Below are 19232 nucleotides of genomic sequence, written 5' to 3' on the forward strand. Positions count from 1 at the left end.
CGGGCGCGGTGGACGGGTGACATTCCGTGATCGCGTCCTTCAAGGTTAGCGCGGGTGGGCTAGCGGATAAGCCCGGTTAGCTCGTCGCGGTAGGTGGCGATCGTGGCGCACGAGCAGGCGCGCGGATTGCCGGTCCGTTCGGTGACCCTGCAGAATCGTGCGGCGATCGTGTCATGTGCGGACCATGGGTGCGGGCATACCGGACAGCCGTCCTCCACGGCCGGCGGGTCGGGCGTGGGTTGTTCCAGTGGTTCTGCCGATGTCATGGCAGATCTCCTGCCCCCGGCCGATGGGCCGGCGTGGAAACATCGGGACGCGCGGCGGCCCCGACGACGTTAACTGTACGCCCGTGGCACCCGTCCTTGGTGGCTCGTGATCGAGTGTCGCATTCGCGGCGCAATTGACGTGACGGGAGTCACCTTCGAGTGAAAACCGTGGGCAGGATGGCCCGCGTCTTGCTGGGTGTGCAGGGTAACCGGATGGTCGACGAGGCACAGCTCGTCCGCAGGGTCGCCAAGGGCGACCGGGCGGCGTTCGAGGAGCTGTACCGGCGCACCTCGCCGTGGCTGGCCACGCGGCTGCGCCGGCGCTGCGCGGACGAGCAGCTGGTCGCCGAGGTGATGCAGGAGACCTACCTCGCGGTCTGGCGAGCGGCCGGCTCCTTCGCGGGTGCCGCGCTGGACGGCAGTGCCGTCGGTTGGTTGTGGACGATCGCGGCCCGCCGCCTCGTCGACGCGTTTCGCCGCCGTGCGCGGCATGCCGAACAACCGATACCGCTGGCCGAAGCGGTGCCCTCACCCGAAGACGAGGTGCTGGCTGGCGTAGTGGGCGGGGAAGTCGGGGGCGCACTACGCCAGCTGGCACCCGAACTGCGGGACGTGCTGCGGGCACTGGTCCTGGACGGCCTCACCGTCCGGGAAACCGCCACGCTGCTCGGCCTACCCGAAGGAACGGTGAAAACCCGCGCGCGCCGGGCACGCGCCCAGCTGCGGGAAGCCTTGGAGCTGTCATGACCGAACACATCTCCGCGACCCTGCTACGGCGCTACGCTCAGGGCGCGGCACCCATCGAGACCGACACGCTGTGGACGGTGGAAGCACACCTGGAGTCCTGCGCGAACTGCCGCGCCACCCTGGCCAGCCAGTACGCCGGCAGCGCCGAATTGCTCGACGGTGTATGGGATCGGCTGAACTCGGAGATCGCGCGGAGCGTCCCCGCTCCTCGTCGCCGGCTCCGCTTCAGACTGGCACCGCCCGCGCTGCTGCCGTGGTTCGCGATGAGCGCACTGGTCATCGGTATGGCATTGGCCGCGGATCTGACCGCCCCGGCGGCGCTGGGCAGCTCCCCGCTTGTCGTGCTGCTGGCGCCGTTCCTACCGGTACTCGGGGTCGCGCTGAGCTGGTCGCGTGGGCTGGACCCGGCCCACGAGGTAGTGGTCGGCACGCCGATGGCCGGGCTACGGCTGGTGTTTCGGCGCACCCTCGCGGTGTTACTGCTCTGCCTGCCACTCGTCACCCTTGCTGGCTGGCTGGCGGCGGGAACACCGGTACTCGCCTTGCTTCCCGCGCTGGCCTTCACTATCGGCACGCTCGCGCTTGGCAGTGTCCTAGGTGTACAGCGGGCCGCACTGGCGCTCGGATTGGGCTGGCTGGCCCTGGTCGTACTGCCCAGCATCGCCCTCGGCGAGGTACTGCTCGTCCTACAGCCGGCGAGTGCCATTGGCTGGCTGCTTGCCGTACTCGGCTGCGGCGCGGTGCTACTCGCCCGCCCGAACTCATTTACCCAACTAGCAAGCCAACGCTAGGTCCATAGCAAGCGAAGGAGAACCCCGCATGGTTCGTGCGGTAGGCGCTGCTGAACTCGCGCCGACAAGCTACGCCGCCGAGGTTCGCGCCGAACGGCTCGACATCCGGGCCGGGCGCCGGATGGTGATCAAGGAACTGGATCTGTCCTTGAGCACCGGCGTGCACGGTGTGCTCGGCCCGAACGGCGCCGGCAAGACCACGCTGATCAGGGCGATGGCCACGGTGCAGCGGCCGGCCGGCGGAACCCTCGAATTACTTGGCGAAGCCATCGGCAACCGGCTCGACCTGCGTGCGGTGCGCCGCCAACTCGGCTACCTGCCCCAGGAATTCGGCTACTACAAGCGGTTCACCGTCCGCGAGTTCGTTGAATACCTTGCCTGGCTCAAGGAAGTACCGAAAGCGGGGGTGCCCGACGCGGTGCAACACGCCATCGAACGGGTGGGACTCGCTGACCGCGCGGACGATCGGCTGAAAACACTTTCCGGTGGGATGATCCGCCGGGTGGGGATCGCGCAGGCGATCGTGAACGACCCAAGGGTGCTGCTGCTTGATGAGCCAACCGTGGGGTTGGATCCGGCGCAACGGATGAGTTTCCGGGAACTACTACAGGATCTCGGCAAACAGTGCTGCGTGGTGGTCTCCACGCACCTGGTTGAGGATGTTGCGGCCGCGTGCACCGAAGTACTGCTTGTCGACGACGGCCGCCTGGTGTTTCAGGGCACCCCCGGCCAGCTCGCCGAAGCCGGCTCTGCCGAGGACGTCGGCGATAACCCGACCGAGCGCGGCTACACCGCACTGCTCGCGCGCGGGAGGTCCTGGTGAGCCTGCGAATCCTGCGTATCGAGCTGCGCCGGTCGATGGCGCGCGTAGTTGGCCCACTGTTCGTCGTGGCCGCATTGTTGCTCGGCTATCTGTTGACCCCGCTACTCTTCCGGGGCAGCGGCGCATGGGATCTACAGTGGAATGGATTGGTCATCCAGCCGCGACACCTGTTGACGTTCATCTGGGCGTTCATTGTCGGTTTCGGTGCGCTGCAAGGCATGCGGGACAAACGCAGCAAGGTCGGCGAGCTGTTCGATTCGACACCACGGCCGCAATGGCAACGCGCCGGACAGCTTGCGGGCGCGTTCTCGCTGTCCCTGCTCGGCGGCTACCTGGCCTTCCTGCTGGTCGGTGCGATCCAGGTGGCCACCAATGCGACCTACTTTCCCCTTGGCGTGCTGTTGATCGGCCTGGTCGGCGCGGCGATCATCGTGGCGGGTGGTTTGCTCGGCCTGGGGATCGGCCGGCTACTGCCATCGTTCCTTACCCCGCCGGCCGCCGCGATGCTCGGTATGGTGGCCCTGGCCTTCGTGGAGACCGAGCGGGAAAGTGGGTTCGCGCTACTCAGCCCATCCCTTGCGCGGATACATGACGTGCAGGCATTCCACACGCTGCTGCCAAGTGTTTCGGTGGCACAACTGGTGTGGTTCACCGCTATCGCGGCGACCGGCCTGCTGCTTTTCGTTGCTCGCCGGCGCTGGATTCGCGCGATCGCAGTCGTGCCGCCGCTCGTCGGCGTGTTGATCGCGGTGCCGCTGTTGCCCGGCGATCCCGGTAAGGCACTGGCTGTCGATCGAGGCGCCGTGGAACTGGTGTGCGCCGATGGGCAGCCTCGGGTATGCGTGACCAGGGTGCACGAGGCGAAGCTGGCCGAACTTGTTGAGCCGGCCAGGGAGGCGCTGGCTCTGCTTGGCAAGCTGCCCGATGCGCCAACGGCGGTAATGGAGAGCACGGCACAGGCCGAGGACGGGGTGCAGGAGTTTGTGCCCGAAGCCTCCGGGCCGGTCGAGTCGCGACCGGCGGATTTCGTGCCGATCAGCTACGACTCGCTCATTCCGGCGATCTCGCTGAACGATGCGGCTGGACCGGTAGACGAACGATTCTCGTTGCTGCTCGGCGCCGGAACACCCGCCTGCCGTCCGCACGACGAGGATCGGGAGCGGGAACTTGGCGCGCGCCAGGCCGTAGCGTCCTGGTTGGACGGTGAACTGCGCCTGAAGGACGCGTCGGATGTGGACTATGCCGCCGCTGTCCAGGAGATCGAATCGGCGAACAGCTGGGCGAAGCGTGCCTGGGCCGCGTTGCGCGAGTTGCCGGCTGATGTGCAGCTGGAACGCGTTGCCGCGTATCGCTCGGCCTCGCTTACCTGTTCCGGTGATCTGTATTCGGTGCTTGTGGACGGTGCACGGTGACTCGCTGGGCTGTGCTTTACCTCCGGAGCAGGCAGGTGCCCGGCGCCCTCGGGGTGCTCGTGTTGCTCACCGGGTTGATCGGGGGGCTTTCGTGGCTTTCCGCCGGCGACATCAGCCAGGGGCCGGGGGTGCTCGTACTCGCAATGGGCGTCGCCGTCATGTCCGTCACGCTCGGTCCGGTGGATATCGACCTGGAGCGCACCGCCGGGTTCGCCTGGTTGCCGCGCAGAGTAGTCCATGTGCTGCTTGCCGGGGCGATGACGATCGGGGTGACGGCGGCGATGTACCTGGCACTGGCCGATGCCGTGCCCGGTTCGTCGTTGCTGCGCAACGGGATCGGGTTGCTCGGCCTGGCGACCTTCGGGGTCGCCGTGCTTGGGGTGCGGTTCGGTTGGGCACTGCCGATCGGCTGGGCGATCCTCGCGGTGTTTGCTCCTGGCGATGCCGGGGCAGTGGTGCGCTGGCCGATGGAACCGGTGGACGCGCCGAGTGCCCTGGTGACCGCGCTGGTCTGTGGGCTGCTCGGCGCGGGAAGCTATGCCGTCAGCGGTGCGCGCCGCGTGCTCGCTTAGAAGCGGTAGCGGAGCAGCATGGCGGAGTTCCGCCGGGACGGCGAACGGCGGGTCAGCCGGGCAGCCAGCCGGGACCACAGCGGCAGTTTGTGCTGCCGGGGCATATCGCAACCGCTCAGCTGGTCAACCAGATCCAGCCTCGGGTGCAGCGATTCCAGCTCCTGCGGGTTGTCGATGGCCCAGCGCGGTGCCGCGTCCGTGCCACGGGTGGTGAAGTTGTGCTTGAACTGGCGTAGCCCACGCGTGTTGCACGCGCCAAGCAACAACTGTCCACTGAGGAAATGCGTGGTGAACCGCTGGATCAGCTGGCGACCCTCGTCCTCGGTCAGCAGCGCGGAGGCGTTGTCCATCACCAGGACAGCCGGCCGATCAGTCGGTAGCTTCTCCAGCCAGCCGTCCGCGCCCGGCTTGGTGCCGATGACCTTGCAGCCGTCCCGAGGCGAGTAAAGCTGTTTGCGTACCTCGACGATTTCCGGCAGGTCGACGTCGTGCCAGCGCACGATGGGCGCCGCGCCAAGCCGGAAGACCCGGGTGTCCAACCCGCAGCCCAGATTCACCACGGTGGCATCCGGGTACTCGGCGAGGAACTCGACGACCCAGTCGTCGAGCTGACGTGCGCGCATCGCCTCGCCGACCTGCTCAGCGTTGTTGATCTTCGTCTTACTGAAGTCGTAGTCGATGCGGTTCAACACGTCCGCCGCGATCCGATCACAGAGGATCGGGTCCTTGTCCCTGCTGTCGATCGCCCGGCCGTACAGGCTGGCTAACAGGGTCTCCTTGTCTTCGGAGAGGCGCACTTTTTCGGCGACCATGCTTCCGAAGCTACCTACCCACAACGACATTGCGTAGTTAAAAAAGTATCAACGCGAGGCGTGGGGTATTGCGTACCGTAGCTAACTGTCTGCGACACGTATTAGTGACGCCCTGATCTGCGAACTTCGTCCCGAATGTCGCACGAATTGGTGCAGCGGTCGCACTAAGTTATCGGTTCGGCTGTGCTCGGCGTTACACAGTCGCGGACAGGAAGTCACCGGTGTACCGGTTCGCGCTGCGCGCTTCCGGCAGGTTCGCCCAGGTCTGGAACACATGGATCTGCCCGGGCCACACCTGCAACTCCACGGAAATCCCGGCCGCACGCAACGAATCCGCCATCCGTGCGGCGTCCCCGCGTAGGCACTCCGCGCCGCCTGCCTGGATGAGCGTGCGCGGCCACCCGGCCTTCGGCGCGGCGAGCACGTCCAGCCGGGGATCGGTGCTGTCGACCGAACGCAGATAGGCGGCGCACACCCGCCGGCAGGCCACCGGCGGGATGAACGGATCACGGATGAGCCGGTCGAGCTCGTCCAGCTCCGCGCAGGTCAGGTCGAGCATCGGGGAGTAGAGCGCGAGCGCGTTCGGCATCGGCAGCCCCACCCGAGCAAGGTCCGCGATCAAGCCGGCGGCGAGCTGCCCGCCAGCCGAGTCGCCGACCACCCGAATGCGCTCGGCGGGAACACCGCGATCGAGCAACATCCGGTACGCGGCAAGACAATCATCGGGCGCGGCTGGATACGGATGCTCCGGTGCCCTGCGATAGTCCGGCAGGAACACCGGCATGCCACTCGCCTTGGACAGCTGGAAGGCCAGCGCCCGGTGCGAACGTGGCGAGCCGAAGACGAAGCCACCGCCGTGCAGATGCAGCAGTACGCCGTTGGCCGGATCGGCACCGTCCGTGCGCAACCAGTGCCCGCGCACTCTTCCATACTCCGCTGATCGAGCCTGGGCTGGCCAAACCTGGGCGCTACGTGGGAGCCGGATGAAACCGGCGGCATCGGCGCATTGCCGGAGCGCGAACAACTGGGCCCCGCGTGGTTGCCACAGCTCGGCGAGCGGACGGATATTGCGGCCGAAGAACTTCGCCAGCCGCATACTGGGCGCACTCGGCCGTTCCGGAACCGGCGAGGTCCGCGGCGAAACCAGCTCCGTCACGTCCGCTCTTCCTCCAGCACGTCGAGCCGGCTGAGCACCTCGTCGACATTGTCCTGGATAACGGTGGTTGGTACGCCGAGTACGGCGTTCAGGTAGATCCCGTCGCCGACCATCGCGACCAGCTCGGCGGTGAGTGGATCCGCGATATGTTCGCGAAGCAGCTCCCGCCAGGACTCGAACTGGTTGCGCAACGCCTCCGCTGCCCTGCTGTCGTGGGCCAGCATCTGGATTGCCGCGAGCACGCTGCGGTGCAGCTGGACTTCCTGGGTGACATCCGAGAACGAAGTGCGCAGGTAGTAACGCAGCACGCCATCCGGGCTGCTGCGCGCATTGGCCAGATCGCGCTCGTTCACCTCGGAAAGCCGGTCGAGTAAACCCTGAAGTAAGGCGTCCTTCGAGCCGAAGTGGTAGAGCAGTCCGCCCTTGGACACCCCTGCTCGTTTCGCGACGGCTTCCAGGGTGACCGCGGTCGGCCCGGACTCAACCAGCATCTCCTCGTAGGCGTTCAGGATCTGCTCGCGCGCGGTTGCGCGGGGAGTCGTCTCGGACATGGCTTGACTATACCGTCCAGACGGTCTACCTTCAAGCTGTACCGTCCGGACGGTTTATTGGAGGGAAACCGTGGCTACCCGTCGCGACTGGTTCGCGCTCGGCGTTCTTGTCCTGCCCGTACTGCTGATCAGCATCGATATGACGGTGCTTGGCTTCGCGCTGCCGTTCCTCGCGGAGGATCTGGCGCCGAGCAGTGCGCAGCAGTTGTGGATTGTGGACATTTATTCGTTCGTGCTCGCCGGGCTGCTCGTGTTGATGGGCACCGTTGGCGATCGGATCGGCCGGCGGCGGCTGCTGTACCTCGGCGCGCTCGCCTTCGGTATCGCTTCGGCGCTCGCCGCGTACTCGACCAGCGCCGAGATGCTGATCGTGGCGAGGGCGTTGCTCGGCCTCGGCGGCGCGACGCTGATGCCGTCCACGCTGTCGCTGATCCGGAACATCTTCACCGACCGGGCGCAGCGCCGGCTGGCGATCGGGATCTGGAGCGCGGCGTTTTCCGGCGGTATGGCGCTCGGCCCGGTGGTCGGCGGTTGGTTGCTCGAGCACTTCTGGTGGGGCTCGGTATTCCTGATCAACGTGCCGGTGATGGCCGTGTTGCTGATCGCGCTGGTTGCCGTGCCGGAATCGCGCGATCCGAAGCCAGGCAAGTTCGACCCACTTTCCGCGGTACTCTCGCTCGCCACCTTGTTGCCGGTGATCTACGGCGTGAAGAAGATGGCCGAGCAGCAGGCGGTTTCGCTGCTTCCGGCGCTCAGTATCGTGCTCGGCCTCGCGTTCGGCGCGGCTTTCGTACGCCGGCAGTGGTCGCTCGAGCAGCCGATGCTGGACCTGAACCTGTTCCGGGAGCGGCGGTTCAGCGTTTCGGTGCTGACCAACATGCTTGGCGTGTTCGCGATGATCGGGCTGCTGTTCCTGCTGCCGCAGTATCTACAGCTGGTGCTTGGGCTATCCCCGATGACCGCCGCGCTGTGGATCCTGCCGCAGGCGCTCGCGGCCGTGCTTGGCGCACTGCTCGCCGCCAGGCTCGCTCAGCGGTTCAGCGTGCCGGCGCTGGTCGGTATCGGTCTGCTGGTTGCCGCCGCTGGTTTTCTGGCGATCACCCAGCTCGGCGTGGATTCCGGGCTTGCCTACGTGGTCGTCGGCTTCGCGGTCGTCGGATTCGGCGTTGCGCTTTCCGAGACGCTGACCAACGACATGATCATCGCGACCGCGCCGCCGGCACGGGCCGGTGCCGCCTCGGCGATCTCGGAGACCGGTTTCGAGCTGGGCGGCGCGCTCGGCGTGGCGCTACTCGGCAGCCTGTCCTCGATGCTCTACCGGGCTGATCTTGGCGCACTCGACGGGCTGTCCGCCTCGGCGAGCGATGCCGCGCGGGAGACGCTTGGCGGCGCGGTTGCGGTCGCCGACGGGGTTTCCGGGCCGGCAGGTGCGGCACTGCACGCCTCGGCGAGTGGCGCGTTCGTGCACAGCGTGCAGCTGACCGCGCTGGTCGGGGCCGCGATCCTCGCGTACACGGGTATCCAGGCGATGGTCTTGCTCCGCAAGAAGAAGCAGACGGGTGCCGGCGGGGTAGGGGGTGACTCAACTACCCCCGATCGAACTACGGTGGAGGCATGACCGCTGCGCTGCTGGACCGGCCCGCGTTGGTGGAACGACTGCGGGCCGAGCTGGGTAAGGACGCCGTACTGACCGATGCGGATGTGACGGCCAGTTACGCCCGCGACATGATGCCGCTCGCGCCGGCAGGGACCCCGCTGGCGGTGGCCCTGCCGTCGAACACCGCGCAGGTGCAGGCGGTGGTGCGGGCGTGTGCGGCGGCGCGGGTGCCGGTCGTGCCGCGTGGCGCGGGCAGCGGGCTCTCTGGTGCGGCCAATGCGCTGGACGGTTGCGTGATGCTGGTGCTGACCAGGATGAACGAGATCGTGGACGTCGATCCGGACAACCGGCTCGCGGTGGTGCAACCGGGCGTGGTGAACCTGGACTTTCGCGGCGCGGTGGAAAAGCACGGGCTGTTCTATCCGCCGGATCCGTCGAGCTACGACTGGTGCACGATCGGCGGCAACCTCGCCACCAACGCCGGCGGGCTGTGTTGCGTGAAGTACGGCGTGACCACCGATTCCGTGCTCGGCCTCGAAGTGGTGCTCGCAGATGGGGAGGTGCTGCGCACCGGGCGTCGCACGGTGAAGGGCGTGGCCGGCTACGACCTGGCGAAGCTGTTCATCGGCAGTGAGGGCACGCTCGGGGTGATCACCGAGGCGACCGTGGCGTTGCGGCCGCTGCCGCAGGCGCCGGGGACGCTGGTCGCCGGGTTCAGTGATACCGAGGCAGCGGGTGAAGCGGTTGCCAAGGTGGTGCGCGAGGGGATCGTGCCCTCGTTGATGGAGATCATGGACGCGACCTCGATCAAGGCGGCCGAGGCTTACCTGAAGACCGAGCTCGGTGCCGGTTCGGATTGCCGCGCGCTGCTGCTCTGCCAGTCGGACTCCGGTGGCGAGGTGGCGCAGCGGGAGCTGACCGCGATCGAGCAGGTGTGCCAGGACGCCGGCGCGGATATGACCTTCGTGACCGATGACATCGCCGAGGGCAATATGTTGCTGCAGGCGCGGCGGGTGGTGCTGACCGCGCTCGAGCTGTACGGCGTGTGGCTGACCGACGATGTGTGCGTGCCGCGGACGCGGATTGCCGAGCTGATCCATGAATGCGAGCGGATCAGCGCGGAGGTGGGGCTGCGGATCGCGGTGGTCGGCCATGCCGGAGACGGCAATATGCACCCGACGATCGTGTACGACGGGTCCTCGGCCGAGGAGTTCGCGCGGGCGCAGCGGGCCTTCGACGATATTCTCGATGCGGGGATGCGCCTTGGCGGCACGATCACCGGCGAGCACGGCGTCGGCAAGATCAAGCGCGAATGGCTGGCCAAGGAGATCGGTCCGATCGGGCTACGGGTGCATCAGCAGATCAAGGCCGCGCTGGACCCGGACAACCTGTTCAACCCCGGCTCGATGTTCAGCTAGCGCTCACTTGCGCTCGCCTGGTGACCGCATTCTCCACGGATCTTGCGATTACCGGGAGTGTCAGAAGCGCAGGCGGATCAGCCGGTGGCAGGTGCGCAGGCCGGGTATGAGCGAGGCGACCTTGAGTGCGGTTTGGTGTGCCTTTGGGAGCTGCGCGTAGTCGGCGGCTTCTTTGCTCAGGGCGAGCAGCACGCCGCGTAGTCCCAGCTTTTCGTGTGCTGCGGTCAGGGCGAGTGGGTCATCGGCTCCCCAGTGCAGTGTCGAACCCCGAGTTACGCACCGCCGGCACCAGCTTCTGCATCCGAATGGCACCCCGGCTGTACATATCGAAGATCAGCTGCCCGCTGGGGAAGTGTTCGGCGACCCGGCTCAGCAGGCGCATGCCTTCGGGTTCGGTGAGGTACATGGTCAGTCCCTCGGCGACGACGAGAGTTGGCCGGTCGTTCGGCAGTTGCTCCAGCCAGTCGTCCGCGGTGACCGAGGTGCCCAGCGTCGTGTAGTTGTCCCGCTCGGGGAACAGCTTGCCGCGTAGTTCGATGACATCCGGATAGTCCACATCGAACCAGCGCACTCCGGGTCCCGGGTTGAGCCGCTGCGCGCGGGTGTCCAGCCCGCAGGCCAAGTGCAGCACGGTTGCGTTCGGGTGGCTGTCCAGGAACTCGGCAGTCCACCGGTCGAGCAACTTGGCGCGCAGCGCGACGCCCAAGGCGCTGCGCTCGTTGATCCGCATCTTGCTGAAGTCGTAGTCGATGCGTTCGACCGCGGCAGCGGCGGCGTCGTCGCCCAGAATCGGGCGTGGGTTCTTACTGTCCAGTGCCCTGCCGTACAGCGTGGCGAGCAGCGTCTCCCGCTCCCTGGTGAACTGCACTTTCTCGGTCTGCATGACCGAAATCTACAGCGACTTCATAAAGTTGTGAAGTTAAGGAAATGTCAGGACGGATTGACTCTTGCTGGCTAGAAGTTCAGGCGGACTGCCCGGTGCTGGTTGCGCATCCGCCGGAGAGTCGACGCCGCTTTCAGCGCGACCCTGCGCGTCCTCGGCAGGTGGGCGTCGTTTGCCACCAGTTGATTCAGCGTAGGGATCACCGAGCGGATGGCGAGCTTCGGATGGGCCCCGGTGAGCTCGAACGGATTACCGACTCCCCAGCGCATCCGCGCTCCGGTGGCGCGTAGCAAGTGCATATGGCCCTGCGTGCGAATCGTGTCTGGGCCACAGATATCGAGCAGTACCTGTCCGGTGTGGAAGTGTTCGGCGATCCGGTTCAGCAGGCGCATGCCTTCGTGCTCGGTGAGGTACATGGTCAGTCCCTCGGCGACGACGAGGGTGGGCCGGTCGTTCGGTAACTGTTCCAGCCAGTCGTCCTCGGTGACCGAGGTGGCCAGCATCGTGTACCGAGGGCGTGCCGGGAAGAGCTTGCCGCGCAGGTCAATGACTTCTGTCTGGTCCACATCGAACCAGCGCACTCGTTCGCCGGGATCGATCCGCTGCACGCGGGTGTCCAGCCCGCAGGCAAGATGCAGCACGGTCGCATCTGGATGGTCGGCAAGGAACTCGGCGGTCCAGCGATCCAGTAGTTTCGCGCGCAGGGCAACCCCCGAAGCGACCATCGTACTGACCCGCATCTTGCTGAAGTCGTAGTCGATGCGCTCGACGGTGGCCATGGCAGCGGAATCGCCAAGGATGGGTTCGGTTCGCTTACTGTCCATGGCTCGGCCGTACAGGGTGCCCAGCAGCGTTTCCTTCTCTTCGGTAAACGTTATCTTTTCGGTCTGCACATCTGAAACGTACGCTTTTCGATCGGTTGCGGGAACCGACTAAGGTTTATTACCTGCGGAAACTAAATGTCCGTTTCGTAATGTAAGCGCGACGAAAGCATGGTTCGCCAGAATGCTGGGTATGCGAAAGACCGGTCTGATCGTAGCCATCCTGTGTTGCCTTGGCCTGCTCGCCAGCGCATGTGGGGGAGCGGACTTCGAGTCCGGCACCGCGCCGGCGCCAAAGCCACTGCCGGATCGCGGGCCGGTGGCTGGCAGTTATCAGCAGGACTGGCAGATCGAGCCGGAGACCGGAACCGAGCGGGCCGGATTCCAGCTGATCGCCGGGCATCTGGTGGTGGCAAGCAAGACCGGGCTGCGCGCCTACGATGCCCGGACCGGCAAGCCAACCTGGCACTACCGCGAACCGGGCAGGCAACTGTGGTCCTGGGCTACCACCGACGACGCGATCGTGTATGGCAGCTACCGCGAGGAAGGCGACCAGATCCACGACCGGCAAATGACCGGTTTGGACGCGCGTACCGGCGAACCGCTCTGGGATGCGGCCGAGGAGTGGCAGGTGATGTCGGATGGGCGGGGCGGTAGCTCGTCGTCGCCGCCGGAGCCAGGGGATGCCGCCGCCGGTACCGTGCTTGTCCAAGATGGACCGCTGGCCCGGGCCGGCATCGATGCGCGTACCGGGGACGTCCGCTGGCGGATCGAGCAGGGCGACGTTACGGACGAATGCGCCGTTGGCAAGCCGTCGACCGGCAACGGTGACTCGTCGGGTGGCAAATTGCTGCTCGCTGAACTGAGTTGCAAGGTGCCGGACCAGATTCTCGCCGGGATCGATGCCGAGTCGGGGGAGATCCGATGGCATCGACCGATACCCCGGTTCAGTGCGAGCGGGGCAGTCATGCGCGGTGGGGTGACCTTGCTGGACGACGTGCGCGAGGATGGCCCGCCGGTGTTGCTCGGGCCGGACGGCAGCGAGATCTTTACCGGCCCTGATGGCACGAGTTGTAGCTGCGAGCTTCGCGAGGCTGGCGAGGATGTGCTGCTCAGCTACCGCGGCGAGGGTGAGGTCGAGCCGGGGCTGGTTCGGATAGATCCGCGTAGCGGTGACGTGCGCGAGGTGTCCAATTGGCCAGGCAGGTCGCTGTCCGAGGAGTCGGTGACGGTTGGCGATAGCCTCTATGAACTGGGCGATACTGCCTCGGGCGGTCAGGCGCTGCCGATGATGCTCAGTGTTACGGATACCGCGAAAGATCAGGCGAAGTTCGCGCATCTACCCCGTACCGGTGTGCAACCAACCGGCGACCTGGGCCAGGTGCAGCAAAGCTGGTTCGGCGTCGCCGGTGACCGGCTCTACCTGGCGGAACAACCGGTCGATCCGGAAACCGAGTCGAACAAGCCGCCGACGATCCGTGCCTACTCGGTCGCGGACGCCACGGAGCCGACCGCGCTCGGCGGCGTGCAGCCCAGCGATTGGCCGGACCCGTGCGCGGCGCTTGCCGGGGTGGTGCGTGGCGAGGACGTCAGCACGGAACCGGGCGGGTCGGTGGACATTGGCGATGTGACGATTCCAGCCGTCCAGTGCCGCAGTATCAGTGAACTGCGCAGCGTTGAACTACAGGTCTGGTGGATGTCCGGCGACGCCAAGCAGGCCAGGCAGCTGTTCGACCACATGGACGGTGCCGGTAAATCGACTGTCGGCGCGGACCGCGAGCTGACCACCGACGAACCGGACCAGGTCTGGCTGCAAGTTGGCCCGGCGATTGTTTCGGTCGGGATGGACGCGCTGGACAGTGGTTTCTCCACCAAAACTCGTGAGCAAGCTTTGCGCAAGATCGTCAGCAACTTGCGCAAGAGCTAACCGGGATTGAGTGGCTGCCAGCGCATCCGGATGGAGCCGCGCAGCGTGCGTGGGCCATCCGATGTCTCGCCGGTGTGGTAGACGGCGACAATCCAGGTGCCCGGGGTGGCACGGACGCGACCGAGGAAATCCCGCGCGCAGGCCTGCGTGTAGTAGGTGAAGTACTCCTCTTTGGACATACCACGGCGTTGCAGGACCCAGCCCTGATCCTCCACGACTTCGGTGTACTCGTGCAGGTAATGGCCCTTGCGCAGCACGCGGCGGTACTCGAGGCGGTGCCAGTAGTTCCAGGTCGGCATTGCCGGAAGGGTCCGGACGGAACGGCGCGGCGGAATTCCGTTGCGGTATTTCGCGGGGATGATGGGTACGCCGCGTTCCGGGAGGTAACCGTGGGTGAACATGACTCGCCGCCGTTCTGGCGGCGCAGACTTGGCAAGGTGCTGCGTGAGCTGCGGGAGAGCGCGCGAATTAGTCCGAGCGAGGCCTGTACCCGGCTGGATTTCTCGCCCGCGCGGTTGAGTCGAATGGAAAGCGGGCAGACCGCGCCCGAACCGGTGGTACTCAAGGCGATGCTGGACGTCTACGGGGTGCCTGCCAGTGACTGGACCTGGTATCTGGACCTGGGCAGGGAGGCACGAAAGAAGGGCTGGTGGCAGGCCTACGGCCTGTCCGCGATGGGTTATGTCGCGCTGGAGGAAGCGGCCAGCTCGGTACGCGACTTCGGGTTGGCCTACATCCCCGGCCTGCTCCAAACCGAGGACTACGTACGTGCTGTCCTTCGGGACTCGCCCGCACGGTTTACCAAGGTTCGGTTCGAGAACGAGGTCGATGTCCGACTGATCCGGCAGCGGCGGCTGGTATCCGACGCCGATGCGCTCGACCTGACTGCGTTCGTTGACGAAGGAGCGCTGCGGCGTCCCGTCGGCGGCCCCCAGGTCATGCGTACCCAACTGCATTGGTTGGTTGCGCGGGCCGAGCTGCCGAATGTCACGCTCCGCGTCGTTCCGACGGCGGTTGGCCAGCATGCCGGCATGATGAGCGCGTTCACCGTGCTCAGTTTCCCCAGTCTGCAGGACCCCGATATCGCCTACGTCGAGCACGCCGCTGGATCGGTGTTCTTGGAAAAAGCGGACGAGGTTCGCGCTTGTACACTGAGGTTCGATCGGTTGGATGCGCTGGCGCTGCCCGTCGATGAGTCGGTTGAACTGATCGAACGGATCGCCGCTGAAGGTAGTACGTGAGTCGAGGCGAGGTGCGTTGTCCACTATGGACTTTCTAGGTGCTCCGTGGCGGAAGAGCTCCTTTAGCGGAGACGGCGGCCAAGCCAACTGCGTCGAGGTCGCCCTGGCGCCGGGCGCAGTCGCTGTGCGTGATTCGAAGAACCCGCGTGGCCCGCACCTGCTCATCGCCCCGTCCAGCTGGCGCTCCTTCACCAACCGCATTCTTTAGCAATCTTGCGGAACCTTGCTTGTCGAAATCCGCGGTCGTCGTACGACGTACTGGTGTATCCCCGACAGCTAAGGAGACAACGCGAATGAGCAAGGTCATCACCGGCGCAACCATGTCGCTCGACGGTTACATCGCTGGCCCGGAAGAAAGCGGCTTTGACCTGCTGTTTCAGTGGTACGGCAACGGCGACGTTGAGCTCCCCTCGGCGAGTCCCGACGTACCGGCGCCGCAGATCTCGGCGGCTAGCGCGGAGCTGATCAAACCAGAGTGGGCGAACACCGGCGCGTTGGTCGTCGGCCGGTATCTCTACGACATGACGAAGGCCTGGGGTGGACGCCACCCGATGAACGTGACCACGGTTGTGCTCACCCATCGGCGCCCCGACGGCCGGCCGGCGGACGATGAAAACTTCGTCTTCGTCACCGAGGGCATCGAGGCGGCGGTGGCCAAGGCAAAGCAGCTCGCCGGGAACAAGGACGTGGTAGTCAACGGCGGGCAGATGGCCCGGCAGTGCCTGGAGGTAGGGCTACTCGACGAGGTTGGTGTCGAGTTGGTGCCGGTCGTACTTGGCGCAGGGAAGACGCTGTTCGGTGAGCTCAGTGCGACACCGGTGCAGTTCGATGGTCCGGTAACCGTGGTCCACGGCACTGGCGTCACTCACCTGCGTTACCGAGTCAAGCAGTAAAACCGCAATCCTTAGGAATCTTGCGGTTCTACTAGAGGAGCGTGGCGAGTGCGACGGCGGCGCCGGCGGCTAGGCCGAGCAGCAGCGCGCCAAGTAGCAGCCAGCCGCCGCCACTCGCGCGCCGAGGTGCCGTTCGCTCGGGCGTCGGTACCGCTCTGGTCGGTGCCACCGGTTCGGGAACCCCGACCTCGGCGCGCACCTCCGCGATGGTGTTCGCGTCCGCGCCGGAAAGCAGGCCGTAGGAGGCGCGTTGTGCCGGTGGCTCATGTGTCTGGTTCGCCTGTGCGCGCAGCGCCTCGGAAAGCAGTCGCTCCGGATCGCGCTCGGCCCTACCCATCTGCCCAGCGTATCGCGCCGACTCAGTCCGGCGGGCTCGCCGGCTGCCGCCGGTTCCGGGCGTACTCCACGACGATCGGCAGCACGGATATCACCACGATCAGCATGAAGATCGCTTCGACGTTGTTCTTGATGAACGGGATATCCCCAAGCAAGGCGCCAAGGATGATCAACCCGGTGGCCCACAGAATTCCGCCGAGAATTGTGTACGTAAGGTACTTTCGGGGCGACATCCGGCCAATTCCGGCAATCCAGGTGATAAATGTGCGCACAAACGGGACGAACCGAGCCAAAATCACCGCCTTTGGTCCATGCTTTTCCAGGAAGGCATGCGTCTTGTCCACGTATTCCTGTTTGAAGAATCGCGAATCCGGCCGGTTGAACAGCTTCGGGCCGATTTTCCAGCCTATGCCGTAACCAAGCACGTTACCGATGATCGCGGCCAGCGTAGCCAGCACGCAGGTCAACCACAGTGGTACATCGAGACTGCCGTTCGCGATGAACAGGCCCGCGGTGAACAGCAGGGAATCACCGGGAAGTACCGGGAAAATGCTGCTCTCCGCAAACAGGATCACGCAAAGTATGGTGATCACCGTCGGGCCAAGTCCGGACAACAGGTATTCCGGGTCAAGCCAACTTGGGAGTAATGCGAGGTTCGCGGTCGGATTCGCCACACGGCAACAGTACTCCGCCCGAATTCAGTTTCGGAAACCGCGTTCTTTAGGAATCTTGCGGTTACTGGATCCAGGATCCGTTGTGCAGTACGCGGGAAACCTGCAACTGATCGTCCAGCACCACCAGGTCGGCGGCCAGGCCAACGCGTAGCGCGCCCACTCGCTGGTCGAGCCCGAGTAGCCGAGCTGGTTGCGTCGCGGTCGCGGCCACCGCCTCGGTCATCCCCATCCCGACGTCCTGGACAAAATGCCGGAAGGCGCGATCCATGGTCAGGGTGCTGCCCGCGATCGCGCCCGCTGTGCCATCCGCACCAGCAAGCGTGGGTACGCCTTCTCGCACGGTGACCGCCAACCCGCCGATGTCGTAGTCACCATCGCCCGCGCCAGCGGCGGCAATCGCGTCGGTGATCAGCACCGTGCGCTGTGGCCCGGCATGTGTCGCCATCATCCGCACGATTTCCGGGTGCAGGTGCACCAGATCGCAGATCAGTTCCACGGTGACCCGCTCGTCCTGAATCAATGCGCCAATAGGGCCGGGCTCCCGGTGATGCAGCGGCCGCATCCCGTTGAACAGGTGCGTAGCCACGGTTGCCCCGGCCTCGATCGCGGCGCGCACCTGATCGTGCGTGGCATCGGTATGCCCGACCGCGGCGAGTACCCGGTGCTCCGCGAGCTGGCGAATCGCCGCCAATGCGCCATCCAGCTCGGGCGCCAAGGTGACCATCCGGACCGTGCCGCGCCCGGCATCAAGCAGGGTTTCGACATCCGCACGTGCCGGCGGCGCGAGCACCGCTGGGTCATGTGCGCCACAACGGGCCGAGGAGATGAACGGTCCCTCCAGATGTACTCCGGCGATCAGCCCGTCCTGGGTGAGCTCGGCAAGCGCCGCGGTTTGCTTGGCCAGCTCATCGACCGGTCGAGAGACCAGGCTGGCCAGCATCGTGGTGGTGCCGTGCGCGCGATGGGTGCGCACCCCGGTGGCCACGGTTTCCTGGTCGGCATGCCAGAAGGCCGCGCCCCCGCCGCCGTGACAGTGGATATCCACGAAACCAGGAACCAGCCACCCGGACACCGGAATCACCGGCACATCGGCTCCAGCGTCCGCGGGCTCGCCCGCCCCGACCTCGCTGATCACGCCGTCGGTCACGGCCAGCCAACCAGGATCCAGAACCCCGGAGTCGGTGACGACTTTCCCGCCCGTGAGGACGAATGTGCCCATCGAGATCCGCTCCACGTTGTCGCGTGCCGGTGCTTACCCCGTTCAGCGTATTGGTCTAAACCAGCGAAGGCATCCGGATGTGACGCGGGCGCCGTGTGTCGCGCTCAGCGCGAGGCGTTCAGGATCTGCTGGAGTGCTTCCAGTGCCCGGCTGGCCGTCGATTTCACGGTGCCCTTCGAGATGCCCGTGGCCTCGGCAATCTCGGCTTCGGTGAGGCCGCCGTAGTAGCGCAGCACCAGCACCTCGCGCTGCCGGGGCGGGAGCTGCCCGAGCGCGCCGACCACTGCCTGGTGCTCCGCGGACAACATCGCCAGGCTCTCCGCCGAGCGCGCGTTCACCTGGTGCGGCGGGTTGTACTCGCGGGCCGTTTTACGGCGGCGCAACACGCTGCGTGAGCCGTTCACCACCGCGGTGCGCAGGTAGCCAACCGCGGCGGCACCATCGCGCAGCTTGCCCCAGTTCCGGTACAGGCCAGCGAAAGCTTCCTGCACCACGTCCTCGGCGGTGGCCTGCTCGTCCACAAGCAAGATCGCCAGCCGGATCAGCCGCATCCGGTGCGCGCGGTACAGGTCCTCGAGGGTCAGCGGGGTTGGTTGGCTGGGCGCGGCTGGCGCATCCAGTTTGCGCAGCTGGCCAAGCGTCATCTCGACGCTGCGTTCTGCCTGCCGCTCGGGCTTCACCGGAATCTCCCGCTGTCTCGTCGGCTGACCGCTATGGCCACGGTCACGCATGGCAACCCTATCGGGTCTGCCGCCCGGCTAGGCTGCCCAGTGCAACGTGTGCGGTCGGACTTGGAGGACGGATGGCCTGGTACCTGGTGGAGATTCGGTACGTGCCGGAGAAGCTGGCCGAGGTGCGCCCGAAGCACCGCGCTTACCTAGCCGAACTGGCCGAACAGGGCGTGGTGGCGATGGCCGGCCCGCTCGCCGATGACACTGGCGGGATCCTGCTGATCCAGGCCGAGCAGGAGCAGGAGCTCTACGAGCGGCTGAACGCGGATCCGTACTACACCGAGGGCGTGATCGCCGAGCGCACCGTGCGCGGCTACCGTCCGCTGCTCGGCTCCTGGGTACCGGCCAGCTGAGCTCGCTAA

At 66.1% G+C, this 19232-nt stretch carries 24 protein-coding genes; 12 read left to right on the forward strand and 12 right to left on the reverse strand.

Going from position 1 to position 19232, the window contains the following annotated elements; all coding sequences use genetic code 11:
* Positions 1-59: 59 nt before the first annotated feature.
* Positions 60-266, reverse strand: coding sequence for an RGCVC family protein (locus tag EV191_RS10990; RefSeq protein WP_132876874.1), 207 nt, complete (start codon positions 264-266; stop codon positions 60-62).
* 177 nt (positions 267-443) lie between these two features.
* Here EV191_RS10990 and EV191_RS10995 point away from each other — a divergent pair, with 177 nt between their 5' ends.
* From EV191_RS10995 to EV191_RS11015, 5 genes are read left to right on the forward strand one after another with little or no spacing between them, the layout of a single operon-like run.
* Positions 444-1013 carry an RNA polymerase sigma factor gene (locus EV191_RS10995; RefSeq protein WP_243658885.1) on the forward strand — a complete coding sequence of 190 codons (570 nt, stop codon included), beginning with the start codon at positions 444-446 and terminating at the stop codon, positions 1011-1013.
* Entirely contained in the window at positions 1010-1804 is a 795-nt protein-coding gene (locus tag EV191_RS11000; RefSeq protein WP_132876875.1) for a cupin domain-containing protein, read from the forward strand. Before EV191_RS10995 ends, EV191_RS11000 begins: the two co-directional genes overlap by 4 nt.
* A 28-nt stretch (positions 1805-1832) precedes the next feature.
* Entirely contained in the window at positions 1833-2627 is a 795-nt protein-coding gene (locus EV191_RS11005; protein WP_132876876.1) for an ABC transporter ATP-binding protein, read from the forward strand.
* Entirely contained in the window at positions 2624-4039 is a 1416-nt protein-coding gene (locus EV191_RS11010; RefSeq protein WP_132876877.1) for a hypothetical protein, read from the forward strand. Before EV191_RS11005 ends, EV191_RS11010 begins: the two co-directional genes overlap by 4 nt.
* Positions 4036-4611: a hypothetical protein gene (locus tag EV191_RS11015; RefSeq protein WP_132876878.1), complete on the forward strand. Its 576-nt coding sequence runs from the start codon at positions 4036-4038 to the stop codon at positions 4609-4611. Before EV191_RS11010 ends, EV191_RS11015 begins: the two co-directional genes overlap by 4 nt.
* On the opposite strand, the gene EV191_RS11020 is transcribed toward EV191_RS11015, so the two are convergent.
* The 3 genes from EV191_RS11020 to EV191_RS11030 all read right to left on the reverse strand — a co-directional run bounded on the left by EV191_RS11020 (position 4608) and on the right by EV191_RS11030 (position 7130).
* Positions 4608-5423 (reverse strand): class I SAM-dependent methyltransferase, encoded by an 816-nt coding sequence (locus EV191_RS11020; RefSeq protein ID WP_165912911.1) that lies wholly within the window; start codon positions 5421-5423, stop codon positions 4608-4610. The two genes, EV191_RS11015 and EV191_RS11020, sit on opposite strands and share 4 nt — an antisense overlap.
* Before the next feature lie 193 nt (positions 5424-5616).
* Entirely contained in the window at positions 5617-6579 is a 963-nt protein-coding gene (locus EV191_RS11025; RefSeq protein WP_132876880.1) for an alpha/beta hydrolase, read from the reverse strand.
* Positions 6576-7130: a TetR/AcrR family transcriptional regulator gene (locus EV191_RS11030; protein ID WP_132876881.1), complete on the reverse strand. Its 555-nt coding sequence runs from the start codon at positions 7128-7130 to the stop codon at positions 6576-6578. The genes EV191_RS11025 and EV191_RS11030 overlap by 4 nt, the downstream gene beginning before the upstream one ends.
* Positions 7131-7200: 70 nt before the next feature.
* On the opposite strand from EV191_RS11030, the gene EV191_RS11035 reads away from it, so the two are divergent.
* The gene (locus tag EV191_RS11035) at positions 7201-8748 is read left to right on the forward strand and encodes an MFS transporter (RefSeq protein WP_132876882.1); all 1548 of its coding nucleotides are present in this window, start codon (positions 7201-7203) and stop codon (positions 8746-8748) included.
* Positions 8745-10145, forward strand: a complete 1401-nt coding sequence (locus EV191_RS11040) for an FAD-binding oxidoreductase (RefSeq protein WP_132876883.1) — start codon at positions 8745-8747, stop codon at positions 10143-10145. The genes EV191_RS11035 and EV191_RS11040 overlap by 4 nt, the downstream gene beginning before the upstream one ends.
* 60 nt (positions 10146-10205) lie before the next feature.
* Here EV191_RS11040 and EV191_RS30825 read toward each other — a convergent pair whose 3' ends face one another.
* The 3 genes from EV191_RS30825 to EV191_RS11050 all read right to left on the reverse strand — a co-directional run bounded on the left by EV191_RS30825 (position 10206) and on the right by EV191_RS11050 (position 11921).
* Entirely contained in the window at positions 10206-10337 is a 132-nt protein-coding gene (locus EV191_RS30825) for a hypothetical protein (RefSeq protein WP_279388420.1), read from the reverse strand.
* A 46-nt stretch (positions 10338-10383) separates the two neighbouring features.
* A complete protein-coding gene (locus tag EV191_RS11045) occupies positions 10384-11028 on the reverse strand; it encodes a class I SAM-dependent methyltransferase (protein ID WP_243658886.1) in 645 nt (214 codons plus the stop codon).
* 71 nt (positions 11029-11099) lie between these two features.
* On the reverse strand, positions 11100-11921 hold the full coding sequence (locus EV191_RS11050; RefSeq protein WP_132876884.1) for a class I SAM-dependent methyltransferase: 822 nt from the start codon (positions 11919-11921) through the stop codon (positions 11100-11102).
* A gap of 121 nt (positions 11922-12042) precedes the next feature.
* Between EV191_RS11050 and EV191_RS11055 the strand changes: the two genes are divergently transcribed.
* Positions 12043-13776, forward strand: a complete 1734-nt coding sequence (locus tag EV191_RS11055; RefSeq protein ID WP_165912912.1) for an outer membrane protein assembly factor BamB family protein — start codon at positions 12043-12045, stop codon at positions 13774-13776.
* Here the strand turns inward: EV191_RS11055 and EV191_RS11060 are convergent.
* Positions 13773-14075, reverse strand: a complete 303-nt coding sequence (locus EV191_RS11060) for a hypothetical protein (RefSeq protein WP_165912913.1) — start codon at positions 14073-14075, stop codon at positions 13773-13775. The genes EV191_RS11055 and EV191_RS11060 overlap by 4 nt on opposite strands.
* A gap of 90 nt (positions 14076-14165) precedes the next feature.
* Here EV191_RS11060 and EV191_RS11065 point away from each other — a divergent pair, with 90 nt between their 5' ends.
* From EV191_RS11065 to EV191_RS11075, 3 genes are all read left to right on the forward strand, one after another.
* Positions 14166-15017: a helix-turn-helix domain-containing protein gene (locus EV191_RS11065; protein ID WP_165912914.1), complete on the forward strand. Its 852-nt coding sequence runs from the start codon at positions 14166-14168 to the stop codon at positions 15015-15017.
* Between the two features lie 25 nt (positions 15018-15042).
* Positions 15043-15225 carry a DUF397 domain-containing protein gene (locus tag EV191_RS11070; RefSeq protein ID WP_132876888.1) on the forward strand — a complete coding sequence of 61 codons (183 nt, stop codon included), beginning with the start codon at positions 15043-15045 and terminating at the stop codon, positions 15223-15225.
* Between the two features lie 85 nt (positions 15226-15310).
* On the forward strand, positions 15311-15910 hold the full coding sequence (locus EV191_RS11075; protein WP_132876889.1) for a dihydrofolate reductase family protein: 600 nt from the start codon (positions 15311-15313) through the stop codon (positions 15908-15910).
* 31 nt (positions 15911-15941) lie between these two features.
* Here EV191_RS11075 and EV191_RS11080 read toward each other — a convergent pair whose 3' ends face one another.
* From EV191_RS11080 to EV191_RS11095, 4 genes are all read right to left on the reverse strand, one after another.
* Positions 15942-16247, reverse strand: a complete 306-nt coding sequence (locus EV191_RS11080; RefSeq protein WP_132876890.1) for a hypothetical protein — start codon at positions 16245-16247, stop codon at positions 15942-15944.
* 22 nt (positions 16248-16269) lie between these two features.
* On the reverse strand, positions 16270-16920 hold the full coding sequence (locus EV191_RS11085) for a DedA family protein (RefSeq protein ID WP_132876891.1): 651 nt from the start codon (positions 16918-16920) through the stop codon (positions 16270-16272).
* A gap of 61 nt (positions 16921-16981) precedes the next feature.
* The gene (gene nagA / locus EV191_RS11090) at positions 16982-18139 is read right to left on the reverse strand and encodes an N-acetylglucosamine-6-phosphate deacetylase (protein ID WP_132876892.1); all 1158 of its coding nucleotides are present in this window, start codon (positions 18137-18139) and stop codon (positions 16982-16984) included.
* Between the two features lie 104 nt (positions 18140-18243).
* The gene (locus EV191_RS11095; RefSeq protein ID WP_132876893.1) at positions 18244-18870 is read right to left on the reverse strand and encodes an RNA polymerase sigma factor; all 627 of its coding nucleotides are present in this window, start codon (positions 18868-18870) and stop codon (positions 18244-18246) included.
* Between the two features lie 71 nt (positions 18871-18941).
* Here EV191_RS11095 and EV191_RS11100 point away from each other — a divergent pair, with 71 nt between their 5' ends.
* Complete coding sequence (locus EV191_RS11100; protein ID WP_132876894.1) at positions 18942-19223, forward strand: YciI family protein; 282 nt, start codon at positions 18942-18944, stop codon at positions 19221-19223.
* Positions 19224-19232: the final 9 nt, after the last annotated feature.

The sequence above is a fragment of the Tamaricihabitans halophyticus genome, from assembly GCF_004340875.1.
GTDB classification, from domain to species: domain Bacteria; phylum Actinomycetota; class Actinomycetes; order Mycobacteriales; family Pseudonocardiaceae; genus Tamaricihabitans; species Tamaricihabitans halophyticus.

Excerpts from the sequence above, each read along its gene's own strand:
- EV191_RS10990 (WP_132876874.1), bottom strand. The coding sequence starts at position 266 with ATGACATCGGCAGAACCACTGGAACAACCCACGCCCGACCCGCCGGCC.
- EV191_RS10995 (WP_243658885.1), top strand. The coding sequence starts at position 444 with ATGGCCCGCGTCTTGCTGGGTGTGCAGGGTAACCGGATGGTCGACGAG.
- EV191_RS11000 (WP_132876875.1), top strand. The coding sequence starts at position 1,010 with ATGACCGAACACATCTCCGCGACCCTGCTACGGCGCTACGCTCAGGGC.
- EV191_RS11005 (WP_132876876.1), top strand. The coding sequence starts at position 1,833 with ATGGTTCGTGCGGTAGGCGCTGCTGAACTCGCGCCGACAAGCTACGCC.
- EV191_RS11020 (WP_165912911.1), bottom strand. The coding sequence starts at position 5,423 with ATGGTCGCCGAAAAAGTGCGCCTCTCCGAAGACAAGGAGACCCTGTTA.
- EV191_RS11030 (WP_132876881.1), bottom strand. The coding sequence starts at position 7,130 with ATGTCCGAGACGACTCCCCGCGCAACCGCGCGCGAGCAGATCCTGAAC.
- EV191_RS11040 (WP_132876883.1), top strand. The coding sequence starts at position 8,745 with ATGACCGCTGCGCTGCTGGACCGGCCCGCGTTGGTGGAACGACTGCGG.
- EV191_RS11045 (WP_243658886.1), bottom strand. The coding sequence starts at position 11,028 with ATGCAGACCGAGAAAGTGCAGTTCACCAGGGAGCGGGAGACGCTGCTC.
- EV191_RS11055 (WP_165912912.1), top strand. The coding sequence starts at position 12,043 with ATGCGAAAGACCGGTCTGATCGTAGCCATCCTGTGTTGCCTTGGCCTG.
- EV191_RS11060 (WP_165912913.1), bottom strand. The coding sequence starts at position 14,075 with ATGCCGACCTGGAACTACTGGCACCGCCTCGAGTACCGCCGCGTGCTG.
- EV191_RS11070 (WP_132876888.1), top strand. The coding sequence starts at position 15,043 with ATGGACTTTCTAGGTGCTCCGTGGCGGAAGAGCTCCTTTAGCGGAGAC.
- EV191_RS11075 (WP_132876889.1), top strand. The coding sequence starts at position 15,311 with ATGAGCAAGGTCATCACCGGCGCAACCATGTCGCTCGACGGTTACATC.
- EV191_RS11080 (WP_132876890.1), bottom strand. The coding sequence starts at position 16,247 with ATGGGTAGGGCCGAGCGCGATCCGGAGCGACTGCTTTCCGAGGCGCTG.
- nagA (WP_132876892.1), bottom strand. The coding sequence starts at position 18,139 with ATGGGCACATTCGTCCTCACGGGCGGGAAAGTCGTCACCGACTCCGGG.
- EV191_RS11095 (WP_132876893.1), bottom strand. The coding sequence starts at position 18,870 with ATGCGTGACCGTGGCCATAGCGGTCAGCCGACGAGACAGCGGGAGATT.
- EV191_RS11100 (WP_132876894.1), top strand. The coding sequence starts at position 18,942 with ATGGCCTGGTACCTGGTGGAGATTCGGTACGTGCCGGAGAAGCTGGCC.